14 protein-coding genes, 4 tRNA genes and 1 rRNA gene are annotated in these 18,117 nt (G+C 44.8%); 18 read left to right on the forward strand and 1 reads right to left on the reverse strand.

Annotated features, from left to right (window positions below):
- Positions 1 to 178: 178 nt before the first annotated feature.
- A 5S ribosomal RNA gene (gene rrf, locus AC0L46_RS09090) occupies positions 179 to 293 on the forward strand.
- A 443-nt stretch (positions 294 to 736) separates the two neighbouring features.
- On the opposite strand, the gene AC0L46_RS09095 is transcribed toward rrf, so the two are convergent.
- Positions 737 to 1,177 carry a GNAT family N-acetyltransferase gene (locus AC0L46_RS09095; RefSeq protein ID WP_473503079.1) on the reverse strand — a complete coding sequence of 147 codons (441 nt, stop codon included), beginning with the start codon at positions 1,175 to 1,177 and terminating at the stop codon, positions 737 to 739.
- Positions 1,178 to 1,246: 69 nt separating this feature from the next.
- Between AC0L46_RS09095 and AC0L46_RS09100 the strand changes: the two genes are divergently transcribed.
- The 17 genes from AC0L46_RS09100 to rpoC all read left to right on the forward strand — a co-directional run bounded on the left by AC0L46_RS09100 (position 1,247) and on the right by rpoC (position 18,094).
- Complete coding sequence (locus AC0L46_RS09100) at positions 1,247 to 2,425, forward strand: alpha/beta hydrolase (protein WP_473503081.1); 1,179 nt, start codon at positions 1,247 to 1,249, stop codon at positions 2,423 to 2,425.
- 16 nt (positions 2,426 to 2,441) lie between these two features.
- Positions 2,442 to 3,326 carry a phytanoyl-CoA dioxygenase family protein gene (locus AC0L46_RS09105; RefSeq protein ID WP_473503083.1) on the forward strand — a complete coding sequence of 295 codons (885 nt, stop codon included), beginning with the start codon at positions 2,442 to 2,444 and terminating at the stop codon, positions 3,324 to 3,326.
- Between the two features lie 31 nt (positions 3,327 to 3,357).
- On the forward strand, positions 3,358 to 4,311 hold the full coding sequence (locus AC0L46_RS09110; RefSeq protein ID WP_473503085.1) for a biotin--[acetyl-CoA-carboxylase] ligase: 954 nt from the start codon (positions 3,358 to 3,360) through the stop codon (positions 4,309 to 4,311).
- Positions 4,295 to 5,029: a type III pantothenate kinase gene (locus tag AC0L46_RS09115; protein WP_473503087.1), complete on the forward strand. Its 735-nt coding sequence runs from the start codon at positions 4,295 to 4,297 to the stop codon at positions 5,027 to 5,029. Before AC0L46_RS09110 ends, AC0L46_RS09115 begins: the two co-directional genes overlap by 17 nt.
- A complete protein-coding gene (locus AC0L46_RS09120) occupies positions 5,026 to 5,730 on the forward strand; it encodes an SPOR domain-containing protein (RefSeq protein WP_473503089.1) in 705 nt (234 codons plus the stop codon). The genes AC0L46_RS09115 and AC0L46_RS09120 overlap by 4 nt, the downstream gene beginning before the upstream one ends.
- 74 nt (positions 5,731 to 5,804) lie before the next feature.
- Positions 5,805 to 5,888, forward strand: a tRNA-Tyr gene (locus AC0L46_RS09125).
- A 3-nt stretch (positions 5,889 to 5,891) separates the two neighbouring features.
- Positions 5,892 to 5,966 (forward strand) — tRNA-Gly (locus tag AC0L46_RS09130).
- A gap of 2 nt (positions 5,967 to 5,968) precedes the next feature.
- Positions 5,969 to 6,044, forward strand: a tRNA-Thr gene (locus AC0L46_RS09135).
- 116 nt (positions 6,045 to 6,160) lie between these two features.
- Positions 6,161 to 6,236 (forward strand) — tRNA-Trp (locus tag AC0L46_RS09140).
- A gap of 43 nt (positions 6,237 to 6,279) precedes the next feature.
- Complete coding sequence (gene secE / locus AC0L46_RS09145; protein ID WP_317005408.1) at positions 6,280 to 6,648, forward strand: preprotein translocase subunit SecE; 369 nt, start codon at positions 6,280 to 6,282, stop codon at positions 6,646 to 6,648.
- Between the two features lie 9 nt (positions 6,649 to 6,657).
- Positions 6,658 to 7,191 (forward strand): transcription termination/antitermination protein NusG, encoded by a 534-nt coding sequence (gene nusG, locus AC0L46_RS09150; protein WP_347984837.1) that lies wholly within the window; start codon positions 6,658 to 6,660, stop codon positions 7,189 to 7,191.
- Positions 7,192 to 7,241: 50 nt separating this feature from the next.
- Positions 7,242 to 7,676, forward strand: coding sequence for a 50S ribosomal protein L11 (gene rplK / locus AC0L46_RS09155; protein WP_317005406.1), 435 nt, complete (start codon positions 7,242 to 7,244; stop codon positions 7,674 to 7,676).
- Positions 7,676 to 8,371, forward strand: coding sequence for a 50S ribosomal protein L1 (rplA, locus tag AC0L46_RS09160; RefSeq protein ID WP_347984838.1), 696 nt, complete (start codon positions 7,676 to 7,678; stop codon positions 8,369 to 8,371). Before rplK ends, rplA begins: the two co-directional genes overlap by 1 nt.
- Before the next feature lie 213 nt (positions 8,372 to 8,584).
- On the forward strand, positions 8,585 to 9,085 hold the full coding sequence (rplJ, locus tag AC0L46_RS09165; RefSeq protein ID WP_414682759.1) for a 50S ribosomal protein L10: 501 nt from the start codon (positions 8,585 to 8,587) through the stop codon (positions 9,083 to 9,085).
- An 81-nt stretch (positions 9,086 to 9,166) separates the two neighbouring features.
- On the forward strand, positions 9,167 to 9,538 hold the full coding sequence (gene rplL, locus AC0L46_RS09170; RefSeq protein WP_347984840.1) for a 50S ribosomal protein L7/L12: 372 nt from the start codon (positions 9,167 to 9,169) through the stop codon (positions 9,536 to 9,538).
- Positions 9,539 to 9,725: 187 nt separating this feature from the next.
- The gene (rpoB, locus tag AC0L46_RS09175; protein WP_414682758.1) at positions 9,726 to 13,826 is read left to right on the forward strand and encodes a DNA-directed RNA polymerase subunit beta; all 4,101 of its coding nucleotides are present in this window, start codon (positions 9,726 to 9,728) and stop codon (positions 13,824 to 13,826) included.
- Between the two features lie 65 nt (positions 13,827 to 13,891).
- Positions 13,892 to 18,094: a DNA-directed RNA polymerase subunit beta' gene (gene rpoC / locus AC0L46_RS09180; RefSeq protein WP_473503092.1), complete on the forward strand. Its 4,203-nt coding sequence runs from the start codon at positions 13,892 to 13,894 to the stop codon at positions 18,092 to 18,094.
- Positions 18,095 to 18,117: the final 23 nt, after the last annotated feature.

Below are 18,117 nucleotides of genomic sequence, written 5' to 3' on the forward strand. Positions count from 1 at the left end.
GAGAAAGCTCATCAAAGATTACAGAGACACATTACGATAAAGTACTGAAATTGTTCCTGACAATTTTCAGCATTTCCTCCATCCATGGAGGTCGCTGGTTTAACCTTGATACACGTTATTTCAAAATGAATTGTTAAAGATCCAAGCAACGTATTCGCGTGAAAACGCAGCCGAATTGCTTGACGATCATAGAGGCGTTGAACCACCTGATCCCATCCCGAACTCAGAAGTGAAAAGCGCCATCGCCGATGGTAGTGTGGGAGATCCCATGTGAGAGTAGGTCGTCGTCAAGCTTATAATACTAAGAGCCCCACATAGCCAACGCTGTGTGGGGTTTTTTATTGCAGATATGCATGTGATAGCAGTAAGTCGACAAGCTTATAATTAAGAAAGCCCTGATAGCTAAGCTGTCGGGGCTTTTTTTCGTCTGTTGGAAATGGAAGGTCTGAAAGGGAATAGAGACAGGAACAGATCAGATTAGAAACAAGAGCGTCTTAGTGGTCATTTACTTGCGCTTGTTTCGTGCCTCAACGCGTCTGCGTAAATGATCACTAAGACACTCTATTTCCTCGCAAGACTTCTCTATATCACTTTCCTTCTTCCTCGACAGATCAACGTAAATGACATCCAAGGCACTTTATTGTCTGCCAGCCTCACTCTTCGATGTGTTTACGTAAATTAAATCATCGCCTTATAACACCACACCTTTTCTCGCCAGTTTGGCCTGTCATATTGTCTATAGATTAGGTTGTTTATAGAGCATGGGAGTAATGTTTCGTCCTTGTGCTTGATAGGCTTTAAAGCGACCTAGTAAGGCGGCAGGTAATTCTTCGGGCAATATCTTAGCAAAGCCATTGCGCGTATAAAAAGGAACGAGAGGGGTAAGGGCAAAGCAGTAGCTTGCTTGTTTGCTGAGTTCGCCATGTAGGCATTGAATGAGGTGGCCGCCTAATCCTTTATTACGGTAGGATGGCTCTGTCACCATAGCAGTAAGTAGTTGGGCTTGGTCGAGTTGCTTTAGTCTTAATGAGCAAACTATTTTGTTGTTATCGCGAATTACCCAAATTGGGTCAGCTTTATTGGGTTTTCCGCTGGGGTAATGTTCTTGGTAGAACTTTTTGACGAGTGGAAACCAAAGTGAAGGAACAAGTTCTGCATATGAGTAGGTTTTTTTCATGCTTTAATAGACTTGAGTGGTGTTGCTTTGATTGTAGCAAATTTGCATGGTTCATAGTGAGGGTCTGGTATGTGGAAGGTTTTTGTCTTTTGGTGTGCTGCATTTATGGTTTTGCCAGCCTATGCAGAAAAACATGAGCACTTTGTTTTCAAGCCTGATGAGGTGTTTTCCGATTATGTGGCAAGGGCTGAGACGTATTTGCAGGCGAATAAAGTGTGGGTGAATGCAGATAATCAAATTCATGAACTTGCTGCTGTGATGCCGTTTGAATTACTACCTGATCCTTCTCGTTGTGATGGACATCAGAGAGTAGGAGTCTTGTTGTCTCATGGGTTATCTGATTCTCCTTTTTCTATGAGAGATCCTGCACGAGCATTGCAGGCTGCTTGCTATTATGTACGAGTGATTTTATTGCCAGGTCATGGAACTGAGTCATCTAGTTTGCTGAGTGTGTCCAGAGAGGATTGGCGAGAGACCTTTTATAACGCAGCAAATCAATTTAAAGACGAAGTGGATTCCTTGTATGTCGGCGGCTTTTCTACCGGTGGTGCATTGGCGGCTGAGTATGCCTGGAAAAATCCGGATCAGCTTTCCGGCGTGCTTCTTTTTTCTCCTGTATTCAAGGTAAATAGTAGTATTGACTGGTTGTCTCCATGGTTGGCTTTGGTGAAGGATTGGTTGGACAACGAACCATCCGATGATTTTGCTAAGTATGCTTCCATTCCTGTCCCAGCCATTGCGGAGGTCTATAAACTGGCTAAAGAAGTACGTGGTCTCGTTTTAGAGGGCCCTAAGTCGCTTCCAGTGTTTATCGCTATGTCTGATGAAGATCAGACGGTGGACTCTTCTGTTACTTTGGAAGTATTTGAGCAGGGAATGGTTGGAGCGACGAGTCAGGTCGCGCTTTACAGTCAAGATCAAAATAAAGTCAGTTCAGACCGCGTTAAGGTTTATAATTCCCATTGGCCTGAGTCGAATATTTTGGGGCTTTCTCACATGGCCGTTCATGGCGACCCAAATAATCCGTATTATGGGGCGTTTGGGGAATATCGAATATGTGGTTGGCATCTATCAGATAAGGCTTTGTATGATGCTTGTCGAACAGATGAAAGTAACTGGTTTGGTGAGCGCTCTAAAGCCTTATCGGAAAAGAGCCCGCATGCTGCGAGAGTGTCTTGGAATCCCGAATTCGCGTCTTTGATGCAAGAAATGGTTACTTTCATGCGGTCAAATACATTGCAAAATTAAGAGGAAATAAGGCCTTATGCCTGCAGATATCAAAATGCATTTACCTAACCTGACGTTGGCTCAACAACAGGTTGAGCAATATCACCGTGATGGTTATTTGATATTGGGTTCCCTTATTTCTTCTGAAGTATGTGATGCGTTAAAAAGTAGAATGTCAGAGTTAATTGACGGCTTTGATGCTGAATCTGTTCGTTCAATCTTTACAACCAATGAGCAGACTCGACATACAGATCAATATTTTATGGACTCGGCCGAGACGATCTCTTTTTTCTTTGAAGAAGAGGCATTCGATGAGTCTGGGAATCTTAAGCAATCTTTAAGTGCTTCGATCAATAAAGTCGGTCATGCTCTTCATGTAAAAGATGATGTCTTTCGTCAATTTTCTTTGGCGACTGTTTGGGGGAATATGCTTCGTCAATTGGGCATGGCTGAGCCCCGCGCAGTGCAATCTATGTATATTTTTAAACAGCCAAATATTGGTGGCGAAGTTGTTTGTCATCAGGACAGTACTTTTCTTTATACTAGGCCCATGAGCGTCATTGGTCTTTGGTTTGCGATTGAGGAGGCGACGCTGGAAAATGGTTGTCTTTGGGGTGTGCCTCAAGGGCATAATGTCGGATTGCTGAAGCGATTCGAACGAGTTTCTCCAGAATCCATCGAAACAAAGATGGTGACGTTAAAGGAGCATCAGTGGCATCAAGATGAATTAGTTGCTCTGCCTGTGTCAAAAGGGTCCTTGGTTATACTTAACGGCGAATTCCCTCACCTCAGTTATGCCAACCGCTCGGGTAAATCTCGTCATGCTTATGCTTTGCATGCGATAGATCAGGCTTGTGAGTATCCGAAAGAAAATTGGCTTCAATCTAATGTTAATAATGGTTTTCAGCTTTTTCATTTGTAGAGTTGAAACTTAGCTAAGTGGAAAAAATAATATGCAAACGGTTCTTGCGTTACTTAGTGACAATGAATTTCACTCTGGGGAAGACCTAGGGGCAGCGATGGGAATAACTCGAGCGGCAGTATGGAAAAAGCTGAAGAAGCTTGAGTCTATTGGCGTTACAGTGCATTCCGTTAAAGGGCGAGGTTATCGTTTGCCAACGCCTATAGAGTTGTTGTCTGAGTCGGCTCTTCGTGAAGGTGGTGTGTCTGACTCTGTTCAGCTGCAATTGGCTTTTGAAACAGAATCGACCAATAACGACGCAAAACACTATATTGGCCAAGGTGGTCAGTTGCCTGCGTTGTTTTCAGTGGAGCGTCAGACAAAAGGTCGCGGACGACGTGGGCGCCAATGGGAGTCTGGTGTTGCGAAAAACCTTACCTTGTCTTTTGCTTGGTGTTTTGAAAATGGCCCAAGCGTTATTGAGGGTTTGAGTTTGGCTGTTGGTGTTGCCGTTGCCAGAGTGCTTAAAAAAGCGGGCATTCCCAATCCTGGCCTTAAGTGGCCAAATGATATTCAAGTCGATGGGCAAAAGATTTGCGGCATTTTATTGGAAATGATTGCCGACCAAGATGTGTGTCATGTGGTGATTGGCATTGGGCTTAATGTTGAGATGGATGAAGCCTTCATGGCGAGTGTAGATCAGCCGTGGACAGATTTGGTTTCTAGGTTAGAGAATCGTCCTAGTCGAAACCGTATTTTGGCAGAGTTGACGCAAGAGCTTGTTGAGGTGTGTACGTTATTTGAAGAAGGTCATGGAATGAAGCATTTTCAGCATCATTGGCAAGCTTATGATGTGTTATTTAATCAATCTATTACGGTCAGTACGGTTAACAAACAACGTCAGGGCATAGCGAGAGGGATTGATGAAAAAGGTGCGTTGTTAATCGAAGAGAATGGTGAGATTTCCGCTCTCCACGGAGGCGAGATTAGTGTTCGTCGCAACTAATGTATTGGTGATTGATGCAGGCAACACAAGTGTAAAATTTACTGCCTTTAAAGGCGAAAAATTACTTTGGGTAGCTGCTGACGTGCTTAATGTTTTGGAATCAGGTTTTGTGCCAGATGCAGTTTATTTTGCTAGCGTTCGTTCCAAAGAGGAAAGTATTGTTGAGGTTGAAAGGGTTAAAGAGGCTTTTTCAAGCTGCGCTTGGCTTGAGCTTTCAAGTGAGAGCCAAGCGTGCGGTGTTGCGAATGCGTATTTTGAGCCGGCGCGGCTAGGTGTTGATCGCTGGCTTGGTGTGATTGCTGCCCATCATCTGTATAAAAAAGATGTGGTGATTGTGGATGCTGGAACCGCAATTAAGGTTGATCTAGTCAGTAGGGGTGGTAAGCACTTAGGTGGTTATATTGTGCCTGGCCTTTCTATGATGGAAAAAGCGTTGCTCTCCAACACTGCGCGCATTCGATATTCTACCAGTGAAGTGGTGGCGAGTGAGGGGCTTCCTAACTCGACCGCTAGGGCGGTAACAGAAGGTTGTCATGAGATGGCGTTGGGCTTTTTAGAGCGTATTTATCGTAACTACTCCGATAGTCAGTGGGTTGTGACGGGCGGGGATGGGCGTACTTTGTTGGATTTATTGAATATACCATTGGATAGCCAGCCTAATCTTGTGGCTCTTGGGGCTAGATTGGTTGGTGATGAGTTAATGAGAGGAAAGGAATGAAGTGGCTGTTTTTGTTTATAGTGTTAATTAATGCTGCGTTTTTAAGCTGGCATAGTTTTACTCAAGATAAGCCACAGGTATCAAAGGAGCCAGTATATGGGCCACCTGTTAGTGAGAAGATTTACCTGTTGTCAGAAGAGGCGCCAGTAACTGGATTAGAGCCTGAGAAAGCTGTCGCGCGGCAAGAAAGCTTTGAGGCTGTGATGGATAAGGTGGCTGCTCAAGTTGAAGGTCCCACAGAAAGTGCATTTTGTCCTCTTGTTGAAGTAGAGCGTCAGGCAGAGAAAGAGCAGATCCAGAAAGCTTTGGATGACCGTGCTTGGCCTTATGAAACAAATGAAACTTCAGGTAAAAGGACGAAATTTTGGTTATATGTTGCTGCTCCAGAGACGCAGGCAAAAGCGAGGGAAATCGTGAAGGATCTTGCGTCCAAATCCATTGATAGTTTTGTGATTAATCGAGAAGAAATGAAAAATCGTATTTCACTGGGTCTATATTCTTCGGCTGAACGTGCAAATCAAGCCAAAAGTCGTATAGAAGAAGTGTCTGGCTATACGGTGAGCATCTATGAGCATATGCGAAATGTTTCGCTGCAGCAGATCAAAGTAGGGCAACCTGTTAATGAAAAAGATTGGGTGTTATTTGTTTCACAGTTCGATCTTACGCAGATGACAATAAAAGTGGAAAAAAATCCATGCTAGCCCTTGCATTTGCTAAAGCGATTCATATAATGGCTCCCACCTTTTGGGGTGTTGCGTTGCAGCGTTGAGTACGTGGAGGGGTTCCCGAGTGGCCAAAGGGAGCAGATTGTAAATCTGCCACGAAAGTTTCGGTGGTTCGAATCCACCTCCCTCCACCATTTGCGGGTATGGTATAGTGGCTATTACCTCAGCCTTCCAAGCTGAAGAGGCGGGTTCGATTCCCGCTACCCGCTCCAATGCTCATGTAGCTCAGTTGGTAGAGCACACCCTTGGTAAGGGTGAGGTCGGCAGTTCAAATCTGCTCATGAGCTCCAGCTATTCTGATGCAAAAGACAGGTGGTTTATCCGCCTTTTTTATTGTCTGTTTTTTGGGCAAGTACCCTTGCAAATTTAACTTTGTTTAGGTAGTATTCTCCGCCCATACGAATGTAGGCCAATAGTTCAATTGGTAGAGCACTGGTTTCCAAAACCAGCTGTTGGGGGTTCGAGTCCCTCTTGGCCTGCCATCTTTCGTATCCTATTTTTTAGTTTTTAGGGATCACCTGAAGTATGAGTTCGAGTGCTGAAGCTCAATCATCTCGCGGAGATGTATTTAAGTGGGCTATTGTTGTTCTGCTAGTTGCGGTAGGCGTGATTGGTAATAACTATTATTCTACTGAGTCACTATTGTATCGCTTGATTGCTATTTTAGTGTTGGCTGTAGTTGCTGGTTTTGTTGCGTTACAAACTGTGAAAGGTCGGTCTTTTTTTACTTTAGCAAAAGAAGCTAAAACCGAAATTCGTAGGGTTGTGTGGCCAACTAGACAAGAAACTGTGCAGACAACCTTGATAGTGTTGGCGGTTGTTATTTTTATGTCTCTTGTACTGTGGGGAGTGGATTCGTTCCTTGGTTGGGTCGTTTCCTCGGTAATTAGTTAGGAGTTGCTCGTGACCAAACGATGGTATGTAGTACAGGCGTACTCAGGGTACGAAAAGCACGTAATGCGTTCGCTAATTGAGCGAGTGCAGGTTATGGGGCAAGAAGAGAATTTTGGCGATATCTTGGTGCCTACTGAAGAGGTGGTTGAGATTCGCGAAGGCAAAAAGCGCAAGAGCGAAAGAAAGTTCTATCCAGGTTATGTTTTGGTTCAAATGGATATGAATGATGACTCTTGGCATTTGGTTAAAGGTACATCTCGTGTGCTTGGTTTTATTGGTGGTACGGCAGATAAGCCATCTCCAATAACGTCACGAGAAGCTGATGCTATTTTGCAACGCGTTAGTGACGGTGTTGATAAGCCTCGTCCTAAGACATTGTTTGAAGTGGGTGAAGTGGTTCGTGTTAATGAAGGGCCGTTTGCAGACTTTAATGGTGTGGTTGAAGAAGTAGATTACGATAAAAGCCGAATCAAGGTTGCGGTGCTTATTTTTGGGCGCTCTACACCAGTTGATTTGGAATTTAGTCAGGTTGAAAAAGCCTGATTTTGTTGAACGGGTAGCCTTCGGGCAGTGACCCATCTGGAGTTAAAAAAATGGCTAAGAAAGTCCAAGCTTATATCAAGCTTCAAGTTAAAGCGGGTCAAGCGAACCCAAGTCCACCAGTTGGTCCAGCACTTGGTCAACACGGTGTGAACATCATGGAATTCTGTAAAGCATTCAACGCCAAAACTCAAGGTGTTGAGCCAGGTCTTCCTACACCAGTTATCATCACTGTTTACAGTGACCGTAGCTTTACATTCGAAACGAAATCTACTCCTGCGTCTGTTCTGTTGAAAAAAGCAGCTGGCCTTAAGAGTGGTTCTCCTCGTCCAAACACTCAGAAAGTTGGTACGGTTACTCGTGCTCAGCTAGAAGAGATTGTTGAAGCTAAGAAAGCTGACTTAACAGCAGCTGATATGGATGCAGCGGTTCGTACTATCGCTGGTAGCGCACGCGCTATGGGTCTTGAAGTTGAGGGTGTGAATTAATGGCTAAGCTAACTAAACGCGCTCGCTTGATCGCAGAAAAAGTAGAAGCAACTAAGTTGTACTCTGTAGAAGAGGCTGTTGCTCTTTTGTCTGAGCTTTCTACTGTTAAGTTCAAAGAATCTATCGATGTATCTGTTAACCTAGGTGTTGACCCTCGTAAGTCTGATCAGGCTGTACGTGGTTCTACTGTTTTGCCTAACGGTGCTGGTAAAGATGTTCGTGTTGCTGTATTTGCACAAGGTGCTAATGCTGAAGCTGCGAAAGAAGCTGGTGCAGATGTTGTTGGTTTTGATGACTTGGCTGAACAAGTTAAAGCTGGCAATCTAGATTTTGACGTTGTTATTGCTTCTCCAGACGCGATGCGCATCGTTGGTCAACTAGGTCAGGTTCTTGGTCCTCGCGGCCTGATGCCTAACCCTAAAGTTGGCACAGTAACTCCTGACGTTGCTACAGCAGTTAAAAACGCTAAAGCAGGTCAAGCACGTTACCGTACAGATAAAAATGGTATTATTCACGCAGGTGTTGGTTCTATCGAATTTACTGCTGAATCTATCAAAGGCAACCTAGAAGCACTTTTGGCTGACTTGCGTCGTGCTAAGCCTGCTTCTGCTAAAGGTGTCTACATGAAGAAAGTGACTTTGTCTTCTACAATGGGACCTGGTCTACAAATTGATTTAGGCGCGTTAAGCTTCTAAATTATACGCTTTGGGGTCTGCCTTTGAGCAGGCCGTCAAAGACCGCAGGAGCCTCTTGAGGGTTTAATGAAACGTTGAAAAATGTTTGTCCTGCGCAGATGGTGTGGCCCGATTCAGATTAACTGGATCTAACTCACCAGCAAGTACTTCGAGCAATCGGAGAGTTGGTAAAAAATAGGGGAATTTATTCCCTGCTAATCCAGGAGAAAACCAATGGCATTAGGTCTAGAAGACAAAAAAGCCATTGTCGCCGAAGTTAGCGAAGTTGCTAAAACTGCGTTGTCTGCAGTCGTAGCTGATTCTCGCGGTGTTACCGTGAGCAGCATGACTCAGTTGCGTAAAGAAGCGCGCGAAGCAGGTGTTTATGTACGTGTTGTACGTAACACATTGGCTCGCCGTGCAGTTGAAGGCACTGACTTCGAATGTCTAGCTGAGAGCTTTGTTGGTCCTACGTTGATCGCTTTCTCTAACGAGCACCCAGGTGCGGCCGCTCGTTTGTTGAAAACTTTCGCGAAAGATCAGAAAGAGTTTGAAGTAAAGGCGTTGGCGTTCAACGGTGAGTTGATCCCAGCAGGCGACATTGATCGTTTGGCAACACTGCCTACATACGAAGAAGCTATTGCGAAACTGATGAGTGTTATTCAGGGCGCAACAAGCAAGTTTGTACGTACTCTTGCAGCGGTTCGCGATCAAAAAGAGCAAGAAGCGGCATAATACGGATTTCCGTAACCCTTCTTGATAATTATTTTGTTTTATTACCTTCGGGTAATTATAAAAATGCTAGGAATCTGAGTCATGGCTCTAACTAAAGAAGATATCATCAATGCAGTAGCAGAAATGTCTGTAATGGATGTTGTTGAATTAATTTCAGCAATGGAAGAAAAATTCGGTGTATCTGCAGCAGCTGCTGTAGCTGCAGGCCCAGCTGCTGATGCAGGCGGTTCTGCTGAAGCACAAACTGAATTTGACGTTGTTCTTACTGCCGCTGGCGATAAGAAAGTAAACGTAATCAAAGCTGTACGTGCAGCGACTGGCCTAGGCTTGAAAGAAGCTAAAGCTATCGTTGACGGCGCTCCAATGACTGTTAAAGAAGCTGTATCTAAAGAAGATGCAGACGCTCTTAAAGCAGCTCTTGAAGAAGCTGGTGCATCTGTCGAAGTCAAGTAATGATGCTTGTATTTCCAGATTTCGACCAATAGTCGAAATGGCTGGTGACGTTTTTGTCACCGGCCTTTTTGGGTTTCTGAAACTCAAATAAAACTTAAAGAATTTTCAAGTGGGAGATAATGCTCCCATAAATGGTAAGGCCTGATTTGGGCCTTTTGCGTCAATGTGCACAAGCTGGGGAATGCTGATGGCTTACTCATACACTGAGAAAAAACGTATCCGTAAGGATTTCGGTAAACTGCCGCCCGTTTTGGATGTGCCATACTTGCTGGCAATTCAGCTTGAATCCTACCGTAATTTTTTGCAAGAAGGTAAACCTCTTGCAGAGCGTGGGGAATTAGGTCTGCATGGGGCTTTTAAATCTGTCTTTCCAATGGTTAGTTTTTCTGGTAGCGCGGCGCTTGAATACGTCGATTACCGTTTAGGCAAGCCAGTATTTGATGTTAAAGAGTGTCAGTTGCGTGGTGTTACTTACGCGGCACCTTTGCGCGTTCGTGTACGACTTATCATTTATGATAAAGAGTCGTCCAACAAGGCAATCAAAGACATCCGAGAGCAAGAAGTCTACATGGGTGAAATTCCACTCATGACAGATAATGGTACTTTCGTAATTAACGGAACAGAGCGTGTAATCGTATCTCAATTGCATCGTTCTCCTGGTGTGTTTTTTGATCACGACCGTGGCAAAACTCACTCTTCAGGTAAATTGCTTCATTCTGCCCGTGTTATTCCTTATCGTGGTTCTTGGTTGGATTTCGAGTTCGATCCAAAAGATTGCGTATTCGTTCGTATTGACCGTCGTCGTAAGTTACCTGCAACTATTTTGTTGCGAGCTTTGGGTTACGGAACGGAAGAAATTTTAGAAACTTTCTTTGACACAACACGTTTCTACATGAGCCGAGATGGCTTTGAGATGGATTTGATTGCAAATCGTCTGCGTGGTGAAACGGCATTGTTTAATATCGCTGACGCTAATGGCGAATTGATTGTTGAAGAAGGACGTCGTATTACGGCTAAGCACATTCGCGTAATGGAGAAGGCTGGTCTTGAACGCCTATCTGTGCCGCTTGAGTACATGCTTGGTAAAGTAACGGCGAAAAACTTAACTCATCCTTCAACTGGAGAGTTAATTGCGGAAGCAAACACTGAGTTATCTGTTGATTTGTTAGAAGCTCTTGTTTCTTCTGGTATTACAGAAGTAGACACACTTTATACGAACGATCTAGATAATGGCCCATTCATTTCTGACACGCTTCGTATCGACCCAACAAGCAACCAGCTTGAAGCATTGGTCGAAATTTACCGCATGATGCGTCCTGGCGAGCCGCCAACCAAAGAGTCTGCTGAAGGTTTGTTCCAAAGCTTGTTCTTCTCTGAAGATCGTTATGACTTGTCTGGCGTAGGTCGAATGAAATTCAACCGTCGCTTAGGTCGTGAAGAAGATACTGGCGCTGGCATCCTAGACAATGAAGACATTGTTGCTGTTCTTAAAACATTGCTAGACATCCGTAATGGTAACGGCATGGTTGATGATATCGACCACTTGGGTAACCGTCGCGTGCGTTCTGTTGGTGAAATGGCTGAGAACCAATTCCGTGTTGGTCTTGTCCGTGTTGAGCGTGCTGTAAAAGAACGTTTATCTATGGCGGAAGCTGATGGCTTGATGCCTCAGGATCTGTTGAATGCGAAGCCAGTTGCTGCTGCAATCAAAGAATTCTTTGGTTCTAGCCAGTTGTCTCAGTTCATGGACCAAAACAACCCGCTTTCTGAAGTAACACACAAACGTCGTGTTTCTGCATTAGGGCCTGGTGGTTTGACTCGTGAACGTGCCGGCTTTGAAGTTCGTGACGTACATGCCACTCACTATGGTCGTGTGTGTCCAATCGAAACGCCTGAAGGACCAAACATCGGTCTGATCAACTCTTTGTCTACTTATGCTCGTACGAATAGCTATGGTTTCCTTGAGACGCCATACCGTAAGATCGTCGACGGTAAGATGACAGATGAGACTGTTTATATTTCTGCGATCGATGAAGCGAAATACGTTATTGCCCAAGCATCTGCAACAGTAGATGAAGAAGGCCGTTTGGTAGATGAGTTGGTTCAGGTGCGTCATATGCACGAAACCACTTTGATTCCAAAAGAAAAAGTAAACTTGATGGACGTATCACCTCGTCAGGTTGTATCTGTTGCGGCATCTTTGATTCCGTTCCTTGAGCATGACGATGCCAACCGAGCTTTGATGGGTTCGAACATGCAACGTCAGGCTGTACCTACGTTAAAGGCTGATAAGCCTGTTGTTGGTACAGGTATGGAACGCAATGTTGCGAAAGACTCTGGTGTTTGTATTGTTGCTAACCGCGGCGGTGTGATTGAGTCTGTAGATGCAAGCCGTATCGTTGTTCGTGTTAACTCGGAAGAAACCATTGCTGGTGAAGCCGGTGTTGATATCTACAACTTAACGAAATACGTTCGTTCTAACCAAAATACCTGTATTAACCAGCGTACTTTGGTCATGAAAGGTGAAAAAGTAGCGTCTGGCGATATTATGGCTGACGGTCCTTCTGTTGATATGGGTGATTTGGCACTTGGTCAAAACATGCGTATTGCTTTCATGCCTTGGAACGGTTTCAACTTCGAGGACTCGATCCTAGTATCTGAGCGCGTTGTTGAAGAAGATCGTTTCACGTCTATCCACATTCAGGAATTAACCTGTGTGGCGCGTGATACTAAGCTTGGACCTGAAGAGATCACATCTGATATTCCTAACGTAGGTGAAGGTGCACTTTCTAAGCTTGATCAGTCTGGTATCGTTTATATCGGTGCTGAAGTTGAGCCAGGTGATATTTTGGTTGGTAAAGTGACGCCTAAGGGTGAAACTCAGCTAACACCTGAAGAGAAACTTTTGCGAGCGATCTTTGGTGAAAAAGCGTCTGACGTGAAAGACACGTCTCAGCGTGTTAAGACAGGTACTCGCGGTACAGTTATCGATGTACAAGTCTTTACTCGTGATGGCATCGAAAAAGATGAACGCGCTAAGTCCATTGAGAAAGCACAGCTTGATCAAGTTCGTAAAGACTTGAACGAAGAATTCCGTATTGTTGAAAAAGCAACTTTTGAGCGTTTGGCTGAAGCGTTGGTTGGACAGCAAGCAGAAGGCGGCCCAGGTTTGGCGCGTAATGCAATTATTACGGAAGAATATCTATCAAATCTAGATCACCCTGAGTGGTTTAATATTCGCGTTGCAAACGAAGAAGCTAGCGAGCAGCTTGAAAAAGCTCAAGTGGCTTTGGTTGAGCGTCGTAAAGAGCTTGATGCGAAATTTGAAGATAAGAAACGCAAGCTGCAAACTGGTGATGATCTTGCGCCTGGCGTATTGAAAATTGTTAAAGTTTACGTAGCGATCAAACGTCGCATCCAGCCTGGTGATAAAATGGCCGGTCGTCACGGTAACAAGGGTGTAATCTCTAAGATCATGCCTGTTGAAGATATGCCGTACGATGAAAACGGTGATCCAGTTGATATCGTATTGAACCCGCTTGGTGTTCCTTCGCGTATGAACGTTGGTCAGGTACTGGAAACTCACTTAGGTGCAGCCTCTAAAGGGTTGGGTCGTAAGATTAATGAGATGCTAGTCGTTGAGCGTGAGAAAGCAGAAGCAGTTGCTGAACTACGTGTTTTCCTAGACGAAATCTACAATGGCTACGAAGGCGACTTGCGTTGCGCGCGTACTGAAGATTTAGAAAGCTTTACAGACGAAGAAATTTTAACCTTGGCACAAAACCTAACAGGTGGTGTACCAATGGCGTCTGGTGCTTTTGACGGTGCAAAAGAAGCTGAAATCAAACGTATGTTGCGCCTAGCTGGTATCAACGAAAGCGGACAGGTTAAGTTGTTCAATGGTCGTACTGGTGATGCTTTCGAGCGCCCTGTAACAGTAGGCTACATGTACATGCTTAAGTTGAACCACTTGGTTGACGACAAGATGCACGCGCGTTCTACAGGCTCTTACAGCTTGGTTACTCAGCAGCCATTGGGCGGTAAAGCTCAATTTGGTGGTCAGCGTTTCGGTGAGATGGAGGTATGGGCACTCGAAGCATACGGTGCCGCTTACACGCTTCAAGAAATGTTGACAGTTAAGTCCGATGACGTGAACGGCCGTACTAAGATGTATAAGAACATCGTAGACGGTGATCACAGAATGGAACCTGGCATGCCTGAGTCCTTCAACGTATTGGTGAAAGAGATTCGTTCTCTTGGTATCGATATCGAGTTGGAAACCGAATAAGCACGAATCACATTTGACCTGCTGGGGAGCAAGACTCCCCGGCCTTACGAGTGGGGCGAATACACATGAAAGACTTATTAGGTCTTCTAAAATCACAAGGACAATCTGACGAGTTTGATGCGATCCGTATCGGCTTGGCGTCACCAGATATGATTCGTTCATGGTCTTACGGTGAAGTTAAGAAACCGGAAACCATCAACTATCGTACGTTCAAACCTGAGCGTGACGGCTTGTTCTGTGCAAAAATCTTTGGTCCTATTAAGGACTACGAATGCTTATGTGGTAAATATAAGCGTTTGAAACACCGTGGTGTTATCTGTGAGAAGTGTGGCGTTGAAGTGGCTCTGTCTAAAGTGCGTCGTGAACGCATGGGTCACATTGAGCTTGCATCGCCAGTTGCACACATTTGGTTCCTAAAATCTCTTCCATCACGTATTGGTCTTATCATGGATATGACTTTGCGTGACATCGAGCGAGTATTGTACTTTGAATCTTTCATCGTGATTGATCCAGGTATGACGACGCTTGATAAAGGGCAGTTGTTGAATGACGAGCAATATTTTGAAGCGCTAGAAGAATTCGGTGACGAATTTGATGCCCGTATGGGTGCTGAAGCGGTTCAGATGTTGTTGCGCGATTTGGACATGCCTGAAGAAATCAATCGCATGCGTGAAGAGCTAAACAGCACGAATTCTGAAACTCGTATTAAGAAGCTATCTAAGCGTCTTAAGCTTGTTGAAGCTTTCTATCATTCAGGAAACAACCCTGAGTGGATGGTGTTGGATGTATTGCCTGTTCTTCCGCCAGATCTACGTCCTTTGGTACCTCTTGAAGGTGGCCGTTTTGCGACGTCTGATTTGAACGACCTTTACCGTCGTGTGATCAACCGTAACAACCGTCTAAAACGCCTATTAGAGCTTTCTGCTCCAGACATCATCGTACGTAACGAAAAACGTATGTTGCAAGAGTCTGTTGATGCATTGCTTGATAACGGTCGTCGTGGTCGTGCCATTACAGGTTCTAACAAGCGTCCTCTGAAATCTTTGGCAGATATGATCAAAGGTAAGCAAGGTCGTTTCCGTCAGAACTTGCTAGGTAAGCGTGTAGATTACTCTGGTCGTTCTGTAATCACAGTAGGTCCTTCTTTACGTTTGCATCAGTGTGGTCTTCCTAAGAAGATGGCACTTGAATTATTTAAACCGTTTATCTTCTCTAAACTTGAGCTTCGTGGCATGGCGACGACGATCAAGGCAGCGAAGAAAATGGTTGAGCGTGAAACGCCTGAAGTGTGGGATATCTTAGACGAAGTTATCCGTGAGCATCCGGTTATGTTGAACCGTGCGCCAACACTTCACCGTTTGGGTATCCAAGCATTTGAACCAATGCTAATCGAAGGTAAAGCGATTCAGTTGCACCCACTTGTGTGTGCGGCTTATAACGCCGACTTCGATGGTGACCAAATGGCGGTACACGTTCCGTTGACAATTGAAGCTCAGCTAGAAGCGCGTGCTTTGATGATGTCTACGAACAACATTTTGTCTCCAGCTAACGGTGAGCCAATCATTGTTCCTTCTCAGGACGTTGTATTGGGTCTGTACTACATGACTCGTGAGAAAATCAATGCCAAAGGTGAAGGCATGGCGTTTTCTGACATCAAAGAAGTACACCGTGCTTACGGCGCGAAACAAGTTGAATTGCACGCTAAAGTAAAAGTTCGTGTCAGCCAAGTTGATACAACACTAGAAGGTGAAAAAGTGCCTTCTACTTTCGTTGCAGATACAACGGTTGGTCGTGCGCTATTGTTCGATATTGTTCCTGATGGCCTACCATTCTCTGTGGTTAATCAAACCATGAAGAAGAAAGCGATCTCTAACCTTATCAACGAGTGTTACCGTAAAGTTGGTTTGAAAGAGAGCTGTATTTTTGCCGATCAGCTGATGTACACAGGTTTTGCTTACGCAACAGCTTCTGGTTCTTCTGTTGGTGTTGACGATTTCGTTATTCCGCCAGAAAAAGCAGAAATCATTGCTAAGGCAGAAGCAGAAGTTAAAGAAATCGAATACCAGTATGCAGACGGTCTTGTAACGCAAGGCGAGAAGTATAACAAGGTAATCGATTTATGGTCTCGTACTAACGAAACTGTTACTGACGCTATGATGAAAAACTTGGCGAAAGAAACGACGATCGATAAAGAGGGTAATGAGGTTGAACAACAATCTTTTAACTCTGTTTATATGATGGCCGATTCTGGTGCCCGTGGTAGTGTTGCTCAGATGCGTCAGTTGGGTGGTATGCGTGGTCTGATGGCGAAACCAGATGGTTCCATCATCGAAACACCGATCACTGCGAACTTCCGTGAAGGTTTGTCTGTATTACAGTACTTTACCTCTACTCACGGTGCTCGTAAGGGTCTTGCGGATACAGCATTGAAAACAGCGAACTCTGGTTACTTGACTCGTCGTCTAGTGGATGTTGCTCAGGATTTGGTTATTACTGAAACTGACTGTAATACATCTAACGGTATCGTGGTTAATGCCATGATCGAAGGTGGTGATGTTGTTGTTCCTCTAGGTCAGCGTGTGTTGGGTCGTGTTGTGGCTCAAGACGTAAATGATGCTAAAGGAAACCTTGTTCTTTCTGCTGGCACTTTGATTGATGAGCATGACGTTCGTGCAATCGAAGCAGCTGGTGTGGACGAGATGATTATTCGTTCCGTTATCACTTGTGACACGCGTCATGGTGTTTGTGCGAAATGTTACGGTCGTGACTTGGCTCGTGGTCATCAGGTTAACATCGGTGAAGCAGTGGGTGTTGTTGCTGCTCAATCTATCGGTGAGCCAGGTACACAGTTAACCATGCGTACGTTCCACATCGGTGGTGCGGCATCTCGAGCATCTGCTGTCGACAGTGTTCAGGTTAAGAGTGCGGGTACTGTTCGTTTCCATAAGATGAAGAGTATCGAGCGTGATACTGGTCATTTGGTTGTGGCTTCTCGTTCTTCTGAATTGGCGATTGCTGATGAAGCCGGTCGTGAGAAAGAGCGTTATAAGCTTCCTTACGGTGCGGTATTGAGTGTTCGTGAAGGTGATGCAGTTGTAGCGGGTCAAATCGTTGCAAACTGGGATCCACACACACACCCAATCGTTTCTGAGATGGAAGGTCGTCTTGAATTCAGTGGTATGGAAGAGAACGTTACTATCCGTCGCCAATCTGATGATATGACTGGCTTAACTACCATTGAAGTCATGGAAGTGAAAGATCGCCCTTCTGCAGGTAAAGATCTACGTCCAATGATTGCGGTAGTTGATGCAGAGGGTAACCCTGTATTGATTCCAGGTACGGATTCTCCTGTGCAATACATGCTTCCAGAAAAAGCTCTATTGAGCTTGGATCACGGTGCAACTGTGAAGTCTGGTGAAGTATTGGCTCGTATTCCACAAGAATCACAAGGTAACAAAGATATTACCGGTGGTTTGCCACGAGTTGCTGACTTATTTGAAGCGCGTCGCCCGAAAGATCCTGCTGTTATGGCAGAAGCAAGTGGTGTAGTGAGCTTCGGTAAAGAGACGAAAGGCAAGATCCGCTTGGTTATCACGCCTCAAGATGGCAGTGATCCAATTGAGACTTTGATTCCGAAATGGCGTCAAATCAATATCTTTGATGGTGAAGAAGTGGCGAAAGGCGAGATTATTGCCGATGGTCCTTTGAGCCCTCATGACATTTTGCGCCTAAAAGGTGTAGAAGCATTAGCTGACTACATTAGTAATGAAGTGCAAGAAGTTTACCGCTTACAAGGTGTTGTGATTAACGATAAGCATATCGAAGTTATCGTTCGTCAGATGCTACGTAAAGTGGAAGTGGGTGAGTCTGGTGATACAGATCTTATCCAAGGTGATCAGGTTGAGTTGACTCAACTTCTTGATGCAAACGAGAAAGCGGAAGCAGAAGGTAAATTCCCTGCTAAGTTTGAACGTGTGCTTCTAGGTATCACTAAAGCATCTTTGGCTACTGAGTCCTTTATATCAGCAGCGTCTTTCCAAGAAACAACTCGAGTTCTTACGGAAGGTGCGGTAACTGGTAAGAAAGATCACTTACGTGGCTTGAAAGAAAACGTTGTAGTGGGTCGTTTGATACCAGCAGGTACAGGCTTGGCTTACCACAATGAGCGCAAGAGAAAGAAAGAGCTTGCGCAAGCAGCAAAAGAAGGAAGTTCAGCGGTAAGTGCGTCAGATGTGGAAGAAGCATTGAGCGCAGCACTGAAAGACTAGTTATTTGCTGTTAAATCGTGAGG

The organism is Marinomonas sp. 15G6-16 (assembly GCF_055809555.1).

Bases quoted from the DNA above. Each gene is read 5' to 3' on its own strand.
- AC0L46_RS09100 (WP_473503081.1), top strand. From the start codon at position 1,247: ATGTGGAAGGTTTTTGTCTTTTGGTGTGCTGCATTTATGGTTTTGCCA.
- AC0L46_RS09105 (WP_473503083.1), top strand. From the start codon at position 2,442: ATGCCTGCAGATATCAAAATGCATTTACCTAACCTGACGTTGGCTCAA.
- AC0L46_RS09120 (WP_473503089.1), top strand. From the start codon at position 5,026: ATGAAGTGGCTGTTTTTGTTTATAGTGTTAATTAATGCTGCGTTTTTA.
- rplA (WP_347984838.1), top strand. From the start codon at position 7,676: ATGGCTAAGCTAACTAAACGCGCTCGCTTGATCGCAGAAAAAGTAGAA.
- rpoC (WP_473503092.1), top strand. From the start codon at position 13,892: ATGAAAGACTTATTAGGTCTTCTAAAATCACAAGGACAATCTGACGAG.
- rplL (WP_347984840.1), top strand. From the start codon at position 9,167: ATGGCTCTAACTAAAGAAGATATCATCAATGCAGTAGCAGAAATGTCT.
- AC0L46_RS09095 (WP_473503079.1), bottom strand. From the start codon at position 1,177: ATGAAAAAAACCTACTCATATGCAGAACTTGTTCCTTCACTTTGGTTT.
- rplK (WP_317005406.1), top strand. From the start codon at position 7,242: ATGGCTAAGAAAGTCCAAGCTTATATCAAGCTTCAAGTTAAAGCGGGT.
- rpoB (WP_414682758.1), top strand. From the start codon at position 9,726: ATGGCTTACTCATACACTGAGAAAAAACGTATCCGTAAGGATTTCGGT.
- AC0L46_RS09110 (WP_473503085.1), top strand. From the start codon at position 3,358: ATGCAAACGGTTCTTGCGTTACTTAGTGACAATGAATTTCACTCTGGG.
- rplJ (WP_414682759.1), top strand. From the start codon at position 8,585: ATGGCATTAGGTCTAGAAGACAAAAAAGCCATTGTCGCCGAAGTTAGC.
- secE (WP_317005408.1), top strand. From the start codon at position 6,280: ATGAGTTCGAGTGCTGAAGCTCAATCATCTCGCGGAGATGTATTTAAG.